The sequence below is a fragment of the Psychrobacter sp. 219-2-C genome (genome assembly GCF_049560815.1).
GTDB lineage: Bacteria > Pseudomonadota > Gammaproteobacteria > Pseudomonadales > Moraxellaceae > Psychrobacter > Psychrobacter faecalis.
The window spans coordinates 2,582,722-2,601,110 of the sequence record NZ_CP186933.1 but is presented as its reverse complement, the minus strand read 5'-3'; the positions used below and the strand labels follow the sequence as shown (position 1 = coordinate 2,601,110).

At 43.0% G+C, this 18,389-nt stretch carries 15 protein-coding genes; all 15 read right to left on the bottom strand.

The genetic code is table 11. The features are described 5' to 3' along the window. Positions 1–32: 32 nt before the first annotated feature. Positions 33–488 (bottom strand): pilin, encoded by a 456-nt coding sequence (locus tag ACPEGP_RS10740; protein ID WP_423813404.1) that lies wholly within the window; start codon positions 486–488, stop codon positions 33–35. 309 nt (positions 489–797) lie between these two features. Next, positions 798–1,235, bottom strand: coding sequence for a type IV pilin protein (locus ACPEGP_RS10735; RefSeq protein ID WP_423813403.1), 438 nt, complete (start codon positions 1,233–1,235; stop codon positions 798–800). Then, positions 1,235–1,783, bottom strand: a complete 549-nt coding sequence (locus ACPEGP_RS10730) for a type IV pilin protein (RefSeq protein ID WP_423813402.1) — start codon at positions 1,781–1,783, stop codon at positions 1,235–1,237. Before ACPEGP_RS10730 ends, ACPEGP_RS10735 begins: the two co-directional genes overlap by 1 nt. A 12-nt stretch (positions 1,784–1,795) precedes the next feature. Further along, positions 1,796–5,719 carry a pilus assembly protein PilY gene (locus ACPEGP_RS10725; RefSeq protein WP_423813401.1) on the bottom strand — a complete coding sequence of 1,308 codons (3,924 nt, stop codon included), beginning with the start codon at positions 5,717–5,719 and terminating at the stop codon, positions 1,796–1,798. A 42-nt stretch (positions 5,720–5,761) separates the two neighbouring features. Then, the gene (locus ACPEGP_RS10720) at positions 5,762–6,568 is read right to left on the bottom strand and encodes a PilX N-terminal domain-containing pilus assembly protein (RefSeq protein WP_423813400.1); all 807 of its coding nucleotides are present in this window, start codon (positions 6,566–6,568) and stop codon (positions 5,762–5,764) included. 74 nt (positions 6,569–6,642) lie between these two features. Then, positions 6,643–7,641: a prepilin-type N-terminal cleavage/methylation domain-containing protein gene (locus ACPEGP_RS10715; RefSeq protein ID WP_423813399.1), complete on the bottom strand. Its 999-nt coding sequence runs from the start codon at positions 7,639–7,641 to the stop codon at positions 6,643–6,645. Then, on the bottom strand, positions 7,641–8,207 hold the full coding sequence (gene pilV, locus ACPEGP_RS10710; RefSeq protein WP_423813398.1) for a type IV pilus modification protein PilV: 567 nt from the start codon (positions 8,205–8,207) through the stop codon (positions 7,641–7,643). Before pilV ends, ACPEGP_RS10715 begins: the two co-directional genes overlap by 1 nt. Then, a complete protein-coding gene (locus ACPEGP_RS10705; protein ID WP_423813397.1) occupies positions 8,207–8,731 on the bottom strand; it encodes a pilus assembly FimT family protein in 525 nt (174 codons plus the stop codon). The genes pilV and ACPEGP_RS10705 overlap by 1 nt, the downstream gene beginning before the upstream one ends. Positions 8,732–9,214: 483 nt before the next feature. Then, positions 9,215–10,018: a ComF family protein gene (locus ACPEGP_RS10700; RefSeq protein WP_423813396.1), complete on the bottom strand. Its 804-nt coding sequence runs from the start codon at positions 10,016–10,018 to the stop codon at positions 9,215–9,217. Positions 10,019–10,045: 27 nt separating this feature from the next. Further along, positions 10,046–11,482, bottom strand: coding sequence for a phospholipase A (locus ACPEGP_RS10695; RefSeq protein WP_423813395.1), 1,437 nt, complete (start codon positions 11,480–11,482; stop codon positions 10,046–10,048). A 394-nt stretch (positions 11,483–11,876) separates the two neighbouring features. Beyond that, positions 11,877–14,036 (bottom strand): protein-disulfide reductase DsbD domain-containing protein, encoded by a 2,160-nt coding sequence (locus tag ACPEGP_RS10690; protein ID WP_423813394.1) that lies wholly within the window; start codon positions 14,034–14,036, stop codon positions 11,877–11,879. A 77-nt stretch (positions 14,037–14,113) separates the two neighbouring features. After that, positions 14,114–14,674 carry a protein-disulfide reductase DsbD domain-containing protein gene (locus tag ACPEGP_RS10685; protein WP_068406351.1) on the bottom strand — a complete coding sequence of 187 codons (561 nt, stop codon included), beginning with the start codon at positions 14,672–14,674 and terminating at the stop codon, positions 14,114–14,116. 275 nt (positions 14,675–14,949) lie between these two features. Further along, complete coding sequence (gene gspG / locus ACPEGP_RS10680; RefSeq protein ID WP_423814278.1) at positions 14,950–15,399, bottom strand: type II secretion system major pseudopilin GspG; 450 nt, start codon at positions 15,397–15,399, stop codon at positions 14,950–14,952. A 494-nt stretch (positions 15,400–15,893) separates the two neighbouring features. After that, the gene (gspF, locus tag ACPEGP_RS10675; protein ID WP_423813393.1) at positions 15,894–17,096 is read right to left on the bottom strand and encodes a type II secretion system inner membrane protein GspF; all 1,203 of its coding nucleotides are present in this window, start codon (positions 17,094–17,096) and stop codon (positions 15,894–15,896) included. A gap of 79 nt (positions 17,097–17,175) precedes the next feature. Further along, a complete protein-coding gene (locus ACPEGP_RS10670) occupies positions 17,176–18,231 on the bottom strand; it encodes a hypothetical protein (RefSeq protein ID WP_423813392.1) in 1,056 nt (351 codons plus the stop codon). Positions 18,232–18,389 lie beyond the last annotated feature (158 nt).

Sequence of the window (18,389 nt, the reverse complement as noted above, 5' to 3'; positions counted from 1 at the left end):
ATATTCAGAAGACTAGCAAATCATATTAGCAATTACTGACAGCTCGTTGGTAATCTAGAGTCTTCTAATGCAGTACCAGTAGTTGTTCCACCTGTTACTGCAGCTCCATCACATGTCCATTGTTTAATCTGACCTTGAGCACCTGCTTCAGGAGTTAAGGTCATGCTTTTACCACTATTTGCTCCACTTGAGAAAGCTACACCAATAACAGTCGGATTTTCACCACCACCTGTAATAACTACATCTCCAGCGGTAATATATTTACCTTCTAAATCTTCAACTCCCGATACTGCAGTAGGCCAAGCATTTGTATCAGCGTACTCTACACCAATATCTGATTGTACCCCAGAAGTTATTTTAAAACCTTCTGATGCTTGTGCACGAGCCGTGTAGTCTTGATAAGCAGGTAGAGCGATCGCAGCTAGGATACCGATAATAGCGATAACGATCATAAGTTCGATTAGGGTAAAACCTTTTTGAGCGTTCATAAGAACTCCTTTTGGGGTATATAAAGACAATCCGCGAGTAGGGCGTTTTATCTTTAGAAATATAAGATGTTTTTCTTAGCTTAATTACTGCAGCTATCGTGCCAATATTTTCTACAAAACCATTATTTTAAAAATTTTATTATATTTGGCTAATGATTGACCACTTTTTACTGTAGCTATCATTAATTTGGTTACTTTAGGTAACCGTTGTCACCCAATTACTACTAAAAATTGTCAATAGATATCACGCACAAATTAGCCATCATTAAAATCTGACAGTTTTTGTCAGTTGACATAAGATTTTGGCTGTTATTGATTCCACTGCTCGCCAGTACCACACGTGTTGCCTCGGCATTTGATCCCTTGGTAGTTTAGGGTCAGCGTACCATCACCTGACATCTGGCCTGATTTGGGGCTGGCAGTGATTTGCCACTTTGAGGTTAGCTCAGTTTCTGAAACGCCAGCAATATTACCAATAGTCACCGTATAAAGTGCAGTACCTTGATTAGGGTAGTCACCACCAAGCCCTGAAATCAAATCATTGCTATAACGACCCTGAGCCAATTTTCGGCTCTCAATGGTACTTGCGATGTTTTGCATCTCAGTCATCATATCTGTGCGTTTGGTTTTGATGACGTATCGTTGGTAGCTAGGATAGGCAATAGCAGCAAGTATACCGATGATAGCGACCACGATCATCATCTCTATCAATGTAAAGCCTTTATCTTTCTTATTTAGACTTGGCATTACCAGTCCTCCTTTCCAGTACCACAGCCATCGTCAGCACTGGTAACAGTTCTGTCTTTACTTTTGCAGCGTACTCCCTTACTACTTAGCATAATAATATGTGCACCTGAGCTTTCAAATGAAGTGTTTGGCTCAGCGAACATACGCCAGGTGCTACCCGCAGTGGAATAGCCTGCGCTAGCAGGAGCTAAAGTATTACCTGTACTCGCGTCCACCAAGGTGATTTTGTAATGGAAATTGGTACTATCGCTGCCTTTTGGGACGTAGATGGTTTTGTTATCAGTCTCATCGTAGGCATAACTGACATCGCCATTACTGGCTACCTTTTTGGGTGTGAAGCCTTTATAAGTCAGAGCACTAGCGCGCCAGCGGTTGAGCTCTATATCGAGCTCCTGCATTCTTGCCTGTACCTGTGACTCAGCATTACGTACCACAAATTGCCGATAAGAGGGAACCGCAATCGCCGTTAAGATAGCCACTATCATGATGACGATCATTAGCTCTATGAGCGTAAAGCCTACTTGTTGTTTTAACGCCTTCATATTCATGCGACTATCCTATCAGTCTACTTCATACCAAGTCTTCGGCTGTAGCGTATAACGCTCATTAAATATCAGTTCAGGTGCTGTGCCGCTACCAATGATGCTATCGTTTGTTGTTAAACCAAATTGATCCAAGCCTTTAGGATTGGTTAAAGCATTAAACAAACCTTTACCACCATCAGAGCCGAAGTCAACCCGATCGTTGGCTCGTTCAGCCAATGTACGGGTACCAATAAGCAGACGCTGATTAGATAAGTTTGAACTACGAGGTCCAAGCGTCAGCTCTTGAATGCCTTTACCTGCACGTACATATCCGCCAGTACCGTTCTTTGAAGCATCATCGGTACAGATACCGTAAGGTAGGCAATAAAGCTGACGCTCTGAACCGCCCGTCACTTTAGCAGAGCAAGAATCTACCGTGCCATAGCTCATATCGGGATTATAAACAGTCGTATATATAAAGCTATCAATCACTTCAGACTTGCCAATACCTTTGCTATACCTGACATTACCGTAGCCATCAAAGCGGGTCAGCGGATAGTACCAGCCTTTTTTTGTACCTGCTTTGAGCGTATTAATAACGACATCTTTTTGTTCTCTATTATATCCTGCGTTTGTCAGGGTTCCGATGGCCGTAGGCAACGCTGCCAGGCTGCTATCTGTTAAATCTTTAATGGTTTCACCGCCTCCCGTAGAGGAAAAGTTACTGGCATAAAAAACGTTATCTGACTTGGTAACATCACTGTCTATAATACCGTATAGACGATCCGCCTTGGTGTTATCACGGATTTTTGATAGCGGTGAGCTGCGATCGCCTGAGATAGCATTCACTAATGCAAACAAGCTGTTACTACTATCATTACGATAGAAACTGACCGTAGGACGCTCATAAAAACGATAGTTATATTTTGTGTTACTACCCGTATAAACACTTTTGAGTATACGCGTGACTCTGGTATTGCTAAAAGACGTCTCAGGTGATGGTGTGCCTGATGCAACTGGTTTTTTAAAGCCAGCATTGGTAAAGTCAGCACGGAATATCTGACCGCCTAAATCTGCAAAATAGATATGATCCATAAAACCATCGTTATTGCGGTCTAACACTGTCACACCAGCGACAATACTATTGGTCATATCAGAAACCGTTTCCGAAGCTCCTGTCGAGTTCGACACGTTAGAAGCTGACCATATCAAAGCGCCTGTTTTGGCATTAACAATATATACCGCATTACCTTTGGTAGAAGATATATTTGAGCAGCCAGCTAACGCTAAAGCCGTATCGGTAACACCAACTTGAAAGGTTTCATTTTCATAGCACATGTCATAACCGCCACCAAAAACCAATACATCAGTACCAGTATCGCTAGTACTGGTTTTGATTTTGGCTTTGGTTGGTTTTTCCCAAATCTGACCCATACGACCAAAGCCTGCAGTATTTGACGTGATGGTAAACATCAAACTAGGACTACTACTGTCATTAAGGTTTACACCGTAAAAAGCCTCACCGCCCATACGTAAGCCGCCGTAAGCGAATACACCCTTACCATTTGAGGTATTGACATTTACCTTATTACTTTCCAAATTGTATTGATAATCTGCAGTCACCAACCAAGGGGCATCGATACCAAAGTTCGGTGATCCTATCTCGTTTTTGGTTGCGTCTTTAATAAGCGCATCAGAGTTGCTGGCATCTTTTAACATCTCCCTTGGAATAATAACGAATTTTTCTTTACCGCCATTACCAACACCATAGTTACCTGCGTCTACTAAATGCAAGCCGCCTTCCGATGAGCCAAAGAGTACATAGTCATCGCGCGCATCAGTAACTCTACCGGTGTCACTATCGAGAGTAGCAGAATAGGAAACTGCTGCCGGCGTAGAATGAATCGTTGCTCCTAAGATTTTGATCGATGTGGTTGCATTGGATGTGCTAAGGGTCATGTCTTTAACAGCCGTAGCTGGAAGTACATCGAACCCTAAGAAATTTAATAATTTTCTTAAGGTCGCTTCATTGTAGGTAGCAGTATCTTTAAATGTGCTGTTAGTTAGAGCTGCACCATCTACTATCACCTTGCCCGCACTACTTACACCAAACTTTCTTAATATTGGCTTTTTAGTAGATGCATCTTGCCAGTCTTCGACAAAAAGCGTCCTGACGGATGCTATTCCTGCATTTGGGGTATTTAATTGTGCATAAAAACCACCGTTTTCTACCTTATCATTTGCACCAGGATAGTTTTTATCAGACCAAAGATCTTGTGTTGCAGGATCTAAGTCGCCGGCGATACTTTTAAACAGCTTAGAGCCACCTTTACCATACAAGGTACCTTCGTTTAAGGCGTATTTTTTTAGGTTACCTTCCCAAATAACGGCGTTCTCCGCTACTTTAGGTTGTAAAGTCGGATAATAGGCGACGGCAAGTTGACTATCAGCACGATATGGGTCATCAGGAATAACAATCGTTCCTGAAGGTACAGACGGCAAGGTCTGGTTTAAATCACTAACGAAGGTAACGATACTATTAACAATATCATCCGTAGACTGTGCTGAATAGAAGCCACCTTCACCAAATCCACCCACACCCGGTAAAGACGGATGGGATTTCTCACCCCAATTACAAGCATTTCTGGCATCAAGATTAGAAATTTTCACACAGTTATAAAAATCTCTATTTGCGGTCACACCAGTTTTTGGATTCGTATAAGACAGGGTACGGATGATTCGATTTGCTTCAAGCTTATTCGCATCCTCCTCTCTATCAATATTAAAATCTGAGCCAAAACCTACAACTGCGGTATAGATCTCTCTGTCGGTTCCTAAAGGATTGATGGTTGGATCTCGTAGCGCTTTAGCAAACGCGCCAACTTGTGGCATGCTATTATTAGGTTCATTACCCTCTGGTAAACTATTAGACGCTGTTACATTCAAAGAACTACCTAAAGCTAACCCCATTAGATAGTTAGGATTAGGAGAGCTATTAGGGGCTCCATCTGTTAAGAAGTATATACCACGGCCATCACAGCTTGAGGGAGATAACAGTGGACTAATATATTTACCACCACCTTTAGAAGAAGAAACAGAGTCATCATAACCACTATAAGAAGAAGCAGAAGTATTAGTTCCTAACATATAAGCCCCCACTTCTGCATAAGCATTGGCGGTCGGTGTGCCATTTGAAGCATGTAGTCCAGCGACTGCGTTTTTAATGGCGTTGCGCTGTGTTGTTGTTAATAGAGCGGCTGGTATTAGTATCTTACCAGTTTTTCCGTCAGCCGATTTGGACGAATTACTACTATTACTTTGAGTGGAGTACTGACCGACACCAATCGCTACTTTATTGGGGTCTAATTGGGCATCATCCATTAAAGTAAAAACCGCGTCTTTAAGACGAGTTAAGCGGTCATAGTATTTACCGCCTCCCTCTTCTTTATAATAATAGGTATAAATACCAAAAATACCCCCAGGTTCCGTAAGAAACCCATCAGTTGATGGCGCACTTATTTCCGTATTACACGAATTGCTATTAGTACTTCCTAGTCCATTGCTTTCGCCACAGCGATGCCATGTTGTACCAAAAAAAGACGTTTTTCTATAGAAATAACGTTTATTACCTGCTACTTCGCAGTACCTTCTCGTATAAGATGGCGTCGTCGCTGAGGGCTCAGAACCAACCATGTTTCTATTAAAGCTGATACTCGATGGCAGATCACAAGCGTAGTTAACTTGATCAATTCCCATACTTCCTGAGGTATCAAGCATCATTGTGATGGTTGTCTTACCGCCTTCAGCTGGTTTATAAATCTCTAGATCACCGATTTTTTTTCCCGCGACATCTGCTTGCGAAATAGGCATTGCCATCATGGACGCCACGACTACGACCAGATACTTTAGTGAAGTTGCTACGGTGTTAGTAGCTTTTGATATGTTGTCAAATCGTTTCATGACATCTATCCTCGTAATATTTTAAAGCAATGACTAAGGAAGTTAAGGGGTAGAGAGCACACACCTAGAATTCATAGGGCCTCTGCCAAAGGGATAACACTTGGTAGAGGATGAAACGTTTTCGACATCCGCTTGCTCATATAGCATCTTGCTCGGTGTGCCAACTGCTAGTAAGCATTCATTTAATGACTTTTCGCCAGTTGCTACATTAGCTTTGATACTTGACTGCTCAAAGCATTTTACTCCCTGTGGTGTTTCAGGCTTCTTATAAGCAGGCAGTGAAGCTGTTGCTCGAATATCGAACTGATACTTTTTACTGGTTCTATCTTCAATTTCCTTACCGATGACAACATGTTCAAATGGCCCCGCATTGGCACTAGGAGGCGTCAGTGCAATACTCATCTGGGTCATAACGGCTTGCCTCTCGCTCGTATAGTCGGTCGCTTTTGTATAATCGCATATACCGTTATTAAGGCTATCTACATACCCACCAGCAGGCGCTCTAACGGTTGCACTATTGGTTAAATATCTTTGGGTGCGTGGATTGAAACAATAGATAAACTCATTCACTTTATTCTCTTCGAATAATATAAAATGACCAAGAGCGCCTGTTGCGCTTGTGACATCTTTATATCCTTCCGATGCTGGACTACCATTTACCATCGTTTCTAGTTTTTGATTGGCGCTATCTGCCGATTGCAACAACACCGTATTGATCTGATCGCTAGTCGCAACTTTCAGATCTGTCGTACTTTGCCTGACTGCGATAGCGCCTGCCAACATAATAAGCACTAAAAACAATAAGACTACTATCAGCGTCGCCCCTTGTTCGGTACTCCGATATGCCAAGCCAATATTGATAGGTCTTTGTGTCGAACTTGATAAATCCGGATGTCGAATCACTTCTAGTCTCCTTCAATAAGCTATAGGCTAGTGTTAATATTTACGACACGAGCGTTACGTAACAATGTAGTGGTCTCATACGTGCTACGGACTTTCTTTTTACTACTGCTATCTGTTTTCAATTTATTATCTGTAGGCGACTGACCTAACAAGGCAAATTCTGACTGCTCAGCACTTCCTATGATAGGCGTGCTACCATGAACAATTAAGCCAATCTTAACAGAGGTAATGACTGGCTTATCAGTCGTTATCGCTAAGTAAGCACTACTCGGGAGATAGATAAGCTGTCCTGCATTAGGGCCAGTGGTGTATTGGGCACCTAATAGTACTTTAAACTGATCAACATTGACGATAAACTCTTGCCCTGCTTGTCCAAAGTTTTTTGAATCTGTTGTTGGCGTGAAAGTAGCTATTCCACCAGCGTTATTGACGCGTCCAGCGTCACATGCCAATACTAAGTCCTTAATAGCGGTAGTGCTGGTATTACTTGTTGCCAGACGTACAAAATAACGCTCGATAACGATATCATTAACAGCAGCAGTGGCACCTTCACAATCTGTCATTGGAGCGCCTGTTATATTGGTATATTGAATTGTCAGCTGATCACTATTGGTATTGGTATTGGATATGCCTGTCCACCCGTTCGTACCGACAGCTGTATCACCTGCTCGTCTGGTCAGATATCCCGTATTAGGATAAGGTGTCGGGGTGTTCGGGACGCCAATGTTCAGACCTGTTAAAACAATACCGCCATTTCGAGTAGTGCTATCAATTCTGGTGGTTGGATTACCAAGATTCGCTAGACGAATACTTTTTTCTAGTTGTTGTAAGCCAAATACACTGGCATCCTGTAATTCACTACCGCTGGCTTGAATACTGCTTGTCTTCACGTTGATCAGATACACTTGAATAACGGCTGCAGAGACGATTAAACCAAGCACTAAAGAAATCATCAGCTCTATTAACGTAAAGCCTGCTTGATGACCATTCATATACTTGCTTTGATAATTATATGACATCAGTAAGCCTCCATAATAAAGCACTCAGCACCATTCTTATAACTACCATTTGCTTTGGCACAGGCTTTAGCTTCAGTATCACTTAATTCAACGGTAGTGTCTCCCCAACTTGCTACAAAACATTGAAGCTCTTGCTTGCCAGAGGTACCAGGACAACCGCCGGGCACCATACCAATATTAATATCGTTAGCGCTTGCATATGACTTTAATAATAATGCATCACGTGTTGCTAACTGATCAATAGTGCAACTAGTCGCTGCTGTAGGAGCGGTATTAGTACTTGTTATACAACTATTTTTAGTTATGGCTTTGCTCTCGACACTGATACTGTCTGAAGAGCCGTTTAACGCTGTTTTAAAAGCCGCAATTCCGCTAGGATTCGTACGCATCGTCTCTGCGCCGCCTCGCATAATAGCTAAAGAACGAGTACGCATCAGACTTTCGTCTGTTGCTTTGATCGCTGACATTTGCATGGCGCTAAACCCTAACACAGCGACAGCTAGTAATAGCAGTGCCACCATTACTTCTATTAGTCCTACGCCTGCCTGTGTAGATTCAATCTTCATTAGCAGCTCCCAGCATTTACAATGTTCACATTAGCAATGTTAGTAAGACTTACCTGCTTGGGTGTTTCATTAGTAGAGCCACTATCACAGATGGTATATAACACAGTAGCGTTATTGGCTATTTTCTTATTGGGTTGAAAAACAATACTGGTTACTGTAGATGGGGTAATCGTTTGGGTAACTGTACTTCTAGCATTAAGGTTATAGGTAGATATATCAGTATCAGAAGCAGGTGGAGTATTAACAGCTTTCAGAGAAATTGTTTTAGGTGTAGTAGTAGCGTCATATATCACTTTTACGTTTTGACGACGAAGTATACTTTCCACTTTTGCTTCTTTTAGCGCATTCGCAATAGTAGAAGTCGTTGACCTTACGCGCTGATTGGCAAGCTGAGTATTGATGCTAGGCGCAGCGATACCAACAATAATAGCAAGCACGGCAATCGTTACCATCAGCTCAATCAGGGTAAACCCTGAGCTGCTCATTCGTAATTTTTGTGCTACTTTATTTGCAGATGCGTTCAAATCGAATCCCTATCTCTCTCTGGAACTGTCTTTAATTGATATTAAGCTTAAAGTACAGTAAATATCTCGTTTTATGAAACCTATGCTCATACTGATTGTTTTTTAGGTATATTCACTAATAGATATGCAATTCTTGTTCCATAAAGGCTATACAATAAAAACGTCGACATTTAACGTATTCATTAAGTATATGTTTCTTAAATTCTGACTTATTTTTATAAAAATATTATTGAACTATAAACATTACGCCAATCTCAACTTATCGTAGGATTTTAATTTTTATGGAATTTAAAATTCTAATTGTTTTAACTGAAATTTTAGAAACTAAGTAAACCAATACCTTAGAAAAATAAGTTTAGAGTGGGGTAAACATTCAAAATATGTAGGTAAAATTGTGCCAATAATATAACGTTAAGACAACACATTAGCAACATAATAGTTATTATAAATTGATATAGGGAGTTTTTCTAATAAAAGCAAACTTTATAGCTCACTACCATGCGCCAACGCATAGGCAGATAATTGATAGGGATTAGAGTTTTGAGAATTAACGCCTGCTAGACTAGAAGATTGATCATATAAGGTACGACCTAATGCTTGTAAGCTAGCACCTGTGGTTGCGACGTCATCAAACAATAGCAAGCGCTTAACGGGCGGCGTTTCGATTAAAGCAAAGGCATTGTCTAAATTGCCTAAACGCTCAGCCCGCGTTAGTCCTTGCTGACTCACAGTATTGTCGATACGCTCTACGCCGTGCCAAAGTGGTATATGCCAATGCTTAGACAGCTGCGCGGCCAAAATACTGACAGGATCAAAGCCACGTTTAACAAGGCGCTGCTCTGTCGTTGGCATCTCGACAATGACGCTATTATCATAATGACAGCCGTGTGGTCTGGGCAACTGGCGCAATACATGTAGTAATAGTGGCAGCTTGGTCATGTCTTCGTGATGTTTAAAGGCGCGGATAGCTTGACGTATCGGATAGTCGTAATAGGTCGCTGCTTGAATGGATAGTGTTTTGCCTACGGCAATATCAACGTCAAAGGATTTAGGCAACCATGCGATACTGTGATGGCAACGGATACAAAGCAATCCGCTGTGAAAACGGTCGTCAAATCGTTGGCGCAGTTTAGTAAAAAAGGAGTGATCATTAGGCGGACTTGCTGAGGAATGGTTTTGTGGCAGTCGGGATTGCGGTGTACTACGATAAATACGGCATAACTGACAGCGTACGTCTCCATACTCTGCCAGCCATAGTCCGCTTTGATAAGGCGCTAAACGGCGCATCTATCGATACCTATCGGCGCGTTTATCCTAAAAACCTTTCCAGTCATTTAGCACGATACCAAAACCAATCGAAGTATTTTCATGGTTATAATCAATAATAGATTCGCCATAACCTTGGAATAATTGAATATAGCCGTTAACGTTTTTGGATAATGGATAGACATAGTCGATTTGGGCAGCACCCTTGTTGGTACTCGGATTATAACGCAAAGTACCGCTTAGGCTTTGCTGCTCTGGCAAGTCATATAAGAACTTGATATCGCCATAGCCCATATAATCTTCGATATCTGGATTGTCCTCACTGCTAGAGCTCTCGTTATTGACGCGCGCCCATAGACGCGGTATGACCGACAATTTGCCCCACTCTGCCCCTGCCATCAGATAAGCACGGTTCCACGAGCGCGATAAGGGATCATCTTGCCCATTAGAGTGGTGAATCGCACCCGCTCCTAACATGCGCAGACGGCCACCAAAAGGCAGATCAGCTGTGACAGGCTGGGTCAAAAATATCTCCGGCTGATAATCGGTAGCACGAAATGGTCGTGAGTTGTCTTCGTTATAAACCTGCCAGTGCGACTCTTGGGTATAACCAAACCATAAATCGGCACTGGTATCAAACAAATCTTCCATCACTTTGGTCTTTAATGACAGCTGAAATTTTAGCTCTGTATTACGGGTGTCGTTAGAGGTAAATTCTTCTTTATCTTGCGACGGCGTACTTGGGTTTAAATTGGGATCAAAGGTATAAAATAACGGTAGCAAATAAGTTGGTCGGTGTGGTCTGACTGTCCAGGTGCCGCGCTCGCTGTTTTTATCCAAATCATAAGCCAAACTTAACGGCGTGTATTTTTCGATATCAGCTTGGGTGACGCCGACGTTTTCTAATACTTCCGCCTCCCTTTGCGTCAATCCAACCGTATCCAAACTTTCGCCATTACCAACTTCGTTATTTGCCGCATTACCTTTTGCAGAAATGGTGGTATTTTCCTCTACTAGGACAACTTGCGGATTACCAGCAAGGGTACTTTGTAGGGTTTTTGCCAAATCAACGGGTTGTTTAGTCGTGGTGTAGCTCGGCGTTTTACCTTGCTCAGCGACTTTATCAAAACAGGCCAAACGCGCACCACTGGTTTGTACTTGCGTACACTCATAAAACAGTCTCGCTTGTTCGGCGACAAACTCCTTACTAATCACCTTATCGCTTTGAGCCGCCGCATTTGGATTGACCACGCGCTTATTGACAACTTTTGCCGCCTCATCATTATCATACTCAAATGCGATACTCTCTACCGGTAGCTCTTCATAGCTTTGAGCACCATTGGCTGCGTTGGCTTGTAAGGTAAAACAAGCAAGCGCTGTCCCAACCGCCATGGCTAAATAGCATTTGGGCCGCTGACTGTTATTATTTTTGCCCGCTATGTTAAGCGCTAAAGAGGGACGCTGCGGCGTAATAGGAGAAAACATAAGTGTCCTTTATCTAACTGGCATGAGCGCCAGCAGAGTCTATGAGATAATTAATATAACCATTAGCATGATTGCTAAAATAGAATAAGAACTAAAGAAAATCAATAAATATGGACGTGCAAGGTAGCCATTACTCGTAGTAATGCGCCTTTCGCAATGTTGCTTTATTGTAATGAAAATAAGGGCACTATACTAGCGTTATTGCGAGTAAATACTGATGTAAATAATAAGGTAAGTAGTTAAATAAATAGTAATAAATAACGTTAAACCAAGGATTAAGCGTCTATATTAAAAAAGCTATTTAGTAAGATTGAAAAAGCCAACGTCCTATTATCAAAGGACGTTGGCTTTTTAATGGGTAGAAATGATGTGGAATTTATCTACATTTAAACGATTAATTTAGCGCGGTTAAGGTTTGCTCAAACGCTGCGCGCCCGATTTCACCCACTTGCTGATTGACCAACTGCCCGTCTTGATAATACAGCAATGCTGGCGGACCAAATAGTTTATAACGCGCTAAGATTGCTTTTGAATCAGCCGTAGTCTCCGTGATATCAAGTCTGACCAATTGCCAATCTTGCATTTGCGCAGGACGATTATGAAATAAGTTTTTATCCATAATCCGGCATTCAATACACCATTCGGCGGTGATATCGACCAGAACTTTAGGATTGGCGGCGACAATGGCATCTAACTCAGCAAGCGTAGTAACAGTTTTATCTGTTGCATTACTCATGGCTGGTTGACCAGCAGTCGTCTGCATCACCGGCGCGGCGCTTAATGACGCGAGCGGCTGCAAGCTGTCGTCATTGCCCAATGCGGCGCCGACGATTAAACAAGTCGCCCAAATACCAGCGATTAAGCCTAGCGCTTGGGTCAGCATCCGACCTTTGCCTAGCCAGCTCCACGCCCACATCGCCACGACCATAAACCACAGCGCCCACACTATCAGCATCACAGGCGAGATAAAGACGCGTTCAATTAATAACAATGCCACGGCAAAAAGCAACAAAGCAAAGCCCTGCTTGACCCAATTCATCCACTCGCCTGCTTTTGGCATGATTTTACCTTGGGTCGCGCCAATTAAGATAAGCGGCGCCGATAAACCAAAACCGAGCATAAATAAAGCGGCAAAGCCAAGGAGCGGACTTCCAATCGTTGATACGGCAAGCAGCGCCCCAAATAAGGGTGCCGAAACGCATGGCGATACCACGAGCGCCGATAAGAATCCCGCAATTAAACTGCCACCCGTACTACCAAGTTTGCTATCCCCCGCTTGGCTTAGACCCTGCATTTTACTACTGATGAATCTTGGCAGACGAATGCTAAATACGCCCAACATATAAAGGGCTAATAAGACAAAAACGATGGCAAACCCAATTAAAATAATCGGATTTTGTAGCCAACCGATAATGCCTAACGATTCGCCAAATACCGCAATGACCGCGCCTAAAATACCATAAGCGATGGCAACACCAATAGCGTAGCTGGTCGTTAAAATAACACCGCGTTTTACCGTTGGATTGTCTTCACGCGCGACGATATTGGCAACAATCGGTAGCATCGGTAACACGCATGGCGTCAATGCCAAGCCCAACCCTGCCAAGAACAATAACACCAATGCCAACCACGGATGCGAAGCTAAGCCAAAAGGGTCACTATTAATGGCGTTATCAACGACAACGGTATTGTTTGTTGCAGTTGTAGCGCTATCGTTTGCTGGCATATTACTTGTGACATTGTCGCCTACAACTTCTTCATCGGCACCAGAGATGGTATTGCTAGTACCAAGCTCTGCATCTAATGCTTCATCATCTAACAAAGCGTAATCAATCACCTCGTCATCTGGCGTAGTTTGCTCTGTAGCAAGACGATCAGTATCAGTCGCCTCTGTAGATGCTTGCGCAGTTTCTGCATTGCTGTTATTGCTCGCAGAAACTGTAGCAGTGCTACTTGAACTATTGGCTGCCGATTGTGACGCAGCAGCAATTTTGACCGTGGTTTTTATTTTCTCCGGTGGATAACAAAGTCCTGCTTTGGCACAGCCTTGCCAACCTATCGTTACAGCGGCATTATTTATCGCCTTGCCATTACTACTCAATATAGTGCTAGCAACCATATTGGCTTGGTCAAATACCAGTACTTTTCCAAAGGTCGGATCATCAATGGAGACAGGCTTTTGGCTAAAGGTAAAAGGCGCGGCGGTCACGCCAGCAGGCAGCGTTAGCTTAATTTGGTCTTTATAAACATAGTGCTCAGGCGTAATGTCAAAGTTAATCGCTAAGCGCGTGCCATTATTGACAGGTTTACTACTGCTACTGACCTGAAACGCTTCATCAACAGGTAAAAATTTCGGTTGGGTCGCGCTTTTATCACTGCTAAATAAATCGCCCAATCCTGCCGCTTGCGATGCCACTGGCACGGCCATCAGCCCAGTCGCTGCTAGCCCTGCCAATAATGAACCAGCGCTTAAAGCGAACGCCAACAAATAAGATTTTTTTGACGGTTTATTTTGCGTTAATGACAGAGACTTTTCTGCGCTCTTAAGGGACATGAAGGGCTACCTATTATTACCAAAATTCGAATTGACCAATTCACTGTCTGTATGGACTTTTCTATTTACATCATTATTTATTTACGAGCTGTGCCAATATTGACCGTGGTTTTAATTTTCTCGGGCGGATAGCATAAACCCGCTTTAGCACAGCCCTGCCAGCCGATGACAACGGGTACATTTTTGGCGCCTTTACCATTATTGGTACTCAGGGTGGTGGTAGCAATTATATTTTTTTGCGTAAAAACAGGCACTTTCCCAAAGGTAGGATCATTAATAGAAATTGGCGACTGGCTAAAGCGAAATGGCGTCGCACTGATGCCCTTTGGAAAGCTTAGCATCAGCTTGTCTTTATAAACGTAATGGCCGGGCGTGATATCAAAGGTAATCGATAACTGCGTGCCTTTAGACGTCGCTTTGGTAATACTATCTACTTTAAAAGCTTTATCGACTGGCAAGAACTTCGATTGTGCTGCATTGTTATTGCCAAACAATTCACCAAGCCCTGCTGCCTGCGCGCTCATTGAAATTGTTGATAAACCTGTCATCAACGAAGTGCTTATAAGCGCCATTGCCAATAGATGAGGTTTTTTAGCAAGGCGTTTATTGATAACTGGGGTGGCTGTTTTGATAAACATAAATAACTACCTTTGATAGCGGGTTTTAAAGGTTACTTTTAACAACTGTTTGTAATGACTTTTAATTAAAAAGGCTAAACGTATATGGTGGCCGTCTGTTTAGCATGGTACTTACTAACATAGTACTTATTTTATGCTTTCATAAAAAATATCAACCAATAAAGCCTTATTGGTTGATATATAGAAATTTTAACGCCGCTTTAATCAGTAAAGTGTTAGAAAATGCTATGTTGCTCAGCGCTAATCACTTTAATCTAATCACCTTAAGGCGCAGCTTATAACTGGGCATAAATATCGGCGTCCTGCCCTTCGCCGCCTTGCTGCCCATCACCCCCTAATGAAAATAAATCATAAGGACGACCTTCGCTACCTGGCGCGACATATTGCAACTCGTTTTCCCAACCATCGGTCGGATAGCCACCTTTGATATAACCGCCATCGGGATAGTTTTTGGCGTCAGCAGGCGGTGTGGTTAGGGCTTCTAAACCTTGCGCCGTCGTCGGATAACGTGAATTATCAACTTTGTACATATCAAGGGCATTGGATACCGTTGCCAGCGCCGTTTCTGTGGTTTTGACGCGCGCTTTATCACTTTGTCCGACCACTTTTGGTACGACTAGACCTGCGAGAATGGCCAAAATTACAATCACCACCATAATCTCAATAAGGGTAAATCCAGACTGGCTATGACGCAATAACGGACGGACTTTAAGCGCAGCAGGCATATCTTTATTCATATTTTCCGCCTGAAACGTATCGTTATTTATAGCGTTTTTTGGCATGGTATCTACTTGCATCGTGTCAATTATAGTCATCGCTTTGGTCATCGCTTTTGGTATCAGGTGATATAAATAATGAATGTGCTGTTCAGAGCGTTTTAATGGGTTGGCTTTAGATTAATGAACCCTAAACCGCTTATCACTATAAACCATGCTTTTATTTTTATCCAGCGCTGCTATAGATTGTTATGAATATCGACTTTTATGGATACGAGCCATGAGAGAGTGGATGACCGTTAACTTTATAAAAATTTTATAAGTAAAGCTTTTGACGAGCGCTTACTATAGCGTGATGATTAATTGCGCTATAGTAAAAACGTGCCGCGGTCAACAATCTACAACAGTAAGCAAGGCTTAAGAAAGTTAGTGGAAGCTTTAGCAAGATAAAGGTAATGGATTTTGAGCCTATTGCAGATAAATTAACAAAGCTTAAGCGTTTACTAACCTGCCAAATCATTCATATTCACTATCGGCAGCATCACTGCCATGACAATAATCATGACCACCACGCCCATCAATACCAACATGAGCGGCTCAAGTAACGACAGCAAGGTGCTGATAAAGTTGGTCGCTTCCGCTTCTTGCATATTGGCGGCGCGGCTAAGCATGTTTTCAAGCTCGCCTGAGTTCTCCCCACTTTTAATCATTTGCACCATCATCGGCGGAAAGTAGCTGGACTTGTCTAATTGACTCGATAAACTTGAACCTTCAGTGACTCTATCGGCTGCGGTGATAATGGTTTTTTGAATATGTAAATTGGTCGTCACCGCCGCGCCTATATGCAGCGCTTCAATCAGCGGCACACCTGAGCGCACCAATATCGCAAGCGTACTGGCAAAACGCGCCGCATTAAGCCCTTTTGATAAGCGCGCCAGTATTGGTAGTCTAAGTACCATACTGTCTATCGCTAATTTGCCTGCTTGGGTTTGCGCAAAGCGATAAAACAAAAACGCCGCGCCTGCCAATACCAGAAGCATCAACCACCACCACTGGGTAATGATATTCGATAAGCTCAGGACGATTTGGGTAATCAGCGGTAGCGCTTGCTCCGATTGCTCAAAGACTTTGACTATTTTGGGCACCACAAAGCTCATCAGCCCCATAATCACCCCGACTGCCATTACCATCAGCACAATCGGATAAACCATCGCCCCTTGGATTTTCTTTTGTAGCGCAAAACGGTTTTCGGTGTAATCTGCCAATTGATTAAGGATTAAATCTAAGTGACCTGACTTTTCCCCTGCCGCAATGGTGGCAATATAAAGCGGCGGAAAACTGGCGGCTTGTTGCAGGGCGCGTGCGAGGCTTAAACCTTCTAGCACATGCGAGCGCACGGCCAGCATTAATGATTTAATATGGGTTTTTGGTGATTGTTTGGCGACGGCAGCCAGCGTTTCCTCTAAAGGAATACCGGCGGCAAGTAAGACCGATAATTGACGAGTCAGTAGGGCTAGTTCATAGGCGGATGGTTTTTTATAGCGGTTTTTACTTTGGCTTTGTCGGTCATTGACGGCGGTGACTTCGACGGGCGTCCACTGTTTATCACGCAGCTGCTGGCGCACTTGCCGCGCAGAATCGCCTTCAAGTAAGCCTTTTTGGACACTGCCATGGTCATCTAACGCTTTATAATGATAAGCGGGCATAGCAGCAAATATCCTAAGGTGAGCAATTTAACATGCTGATAAACAGAAGTTTTACAATAGATTTTAAAGAGTAAAAGTCTTAAAAAAGCGGCGTAGAATCACTGCTATCTGGCATTAAACCTTGTAACAGTAAAACATCTAGATGCTGTTGTTGCAATTTTTTATCAAAATCATTGACTTCAGCAATCAGCATGCGCTCGATACGCTTGTCACTGGCGAAGACGCTAAGGCGCGCGCAAATAACGGCCAATTGATAAATACGTTTTTTGCAATAACCATCCAAGCCTTGTAGCAGTCTTACCATATGTGGCGTCTCTAAACTAGCGTATTCATAGTCGCTCACGACCTGCGGAGCAAGTGCGGTAACCCCATAGCTGATAGACAGATGAGCACAAAAATAGCAGCTAAATAAGTAACCAACCACATGACCAATATAATAAGCGCGGTCATAGGTAAAACTGCTGACCCCAAAATGACCAAGCACATAACTGTTTAAGCTGCCTTGATCTACGATAGGTTTATCGTGTTTGAGCTTACCAACGGTAGGAAAACGCAGTGGATTATGACCATCTTGCGTCGTCAGCTGCCAACCAGCGGGCTGCTGCGCCGGCATATGACGGACGATATCTTCGATAATATCATCGACCACGTGCAACTGTTGCCATAAACGCTCCAGCCCGTCGGTATCCATCAGACCACGTTTATCAAGCTGCTGCGCCAGTAAATATTGCTGATATTCTGCAAACTGGGTTTTTAGCGTTTGCACCAGATACGTAGGACGGGTGGTGGCAGACGCCATATATAGCTGACGTGTACGCTCATGCTGACGACGATAAAGCGCTAACCGCTGCGCGGCGATATTGGTTTCGCTGTTATTCGACTCACTGCTGCTAGTAAAATCTAAGCTTACTTGCTCAGCACCTGATTCAGCATCTGGCAAGGTAAATAACGCGAGCAGCGCCGCTTTATCAAGCGCAGGCGTAATATTGCTTTTTTGTTTGTTTTTTGCCGTACGCGGTTTATTTTTTGCCTTACTTTTCACGTCTTTTTTATCTGCGTCGGCTGTCGGCGTAGCGGACGCAGTAGTACGCTGGCTATTTGAAGTCACGGTCGGCTTAGCGGTCGGTTCAGTCATAAAATACCATTAGCTGCAAAAATAAACTTTGCCCAAGTTATCCTAAATGAATAGTCTATCAGCGTTTAAAACCAACTACTTACCGATAGCGGCCAGCAGACAGTGCCATAAAATGCGCTAAAATCTCGCTATAAAGCTTGGGCAAAACATGACTCTAT

Bases quoted from the DNA above. Each gene is read 5' to 3' on its own strand.
- ACPEGP_RS10700 (WP_423813396.1), bottom strand. From the start codon at position 10,018: ATGCGCCGTTTAGCGCCTTATCAAAGCGGACTATGGCTGGCAGAGTAT.
- ACPEGP_RS10685 (WP_068406351.1), bottom strand. From the start codon at position 14,674: ATGTTTATCAAAACAGCCACCCCAGTTATCAATAAACGCCTTGCTAAA.
- ACPEGP_RS10690 (WP_423813394.1), bottom strand. From the start codon at position 14,036: ATGTCCCTTAAGAGCGCAGAAAAGTCTCTGTCATTAACGCAAAATAAA.
- ACPEGP_RS10735 (WP_423813403.1), bottom strand. From the start codon at position 1,235: ATGCCAAGTCTAAATAAGAAAGATAAAGGCTTTACATTGATAGAGATG.
- pilV (WP_423813398.1), bottom strand. From the start codon at position 8,207: ATGAAGATTGAATCTACACAGGCAGGCGTAGGACTAATAGAAGTAATG.
- ACPEGP_RS10695 (WP_423813395.1), bottom strand. From the start codon at position 11,482: ATGTTTTCTCCTATTACGCCGCAGCGTCCCTCTTTAGCGCTTAACATA.
- ACPEGP_RS10670 (WP_423813392.1), bottom strand. From the start codon at position 18,231: ATGACTGAACCGACCGCTAAGCCGACCGTGACTTCAAATAGCCAGCGT.
- ACPEGP_RS10725 (WP_423813401.1), bottom strand. From the start codon at position 5,719: ATGAAACGATTTGACAACATATCAAAAGCTACTAACACCGTAGCAACT.
- ACPEGP_RS10740 (WP_423813404.1), bottom strand. From the start codon at position 488: ATGAACGCTCAAAAAGGTTTTACCCTAATCGAACTTATGATCGTTATC.
- gspF (WP_423813393.1), bottom strand. From the start codon at position 17,096: ATGCCCGCTTATCATTATAAAGCGTTAGATGACCATGGCAGTGTCCAA.
- gspG (WP_423814278.1), bottom strand. From the start codon at position 15,399: ATGCCTGCTGCGCTTAAAGTCCGTCCGTTATTGCGTCATAGCCAGTCT.
- ACPEGP_RS10715 (WP_423813399.1), bottom strand. From the start codon at position 7,641: ATGTCATATAATTATCAAAGCAAGTATATGAATGGTCATCAAGCAGGC.
- ACPEGP_RS10730 (WP_423813402.1), bottom strand. From the start codon at position 1,783: ATGAATATGAAGGCGTTAAAACAACAAGTAGGCTTTACGCTCATAGAG.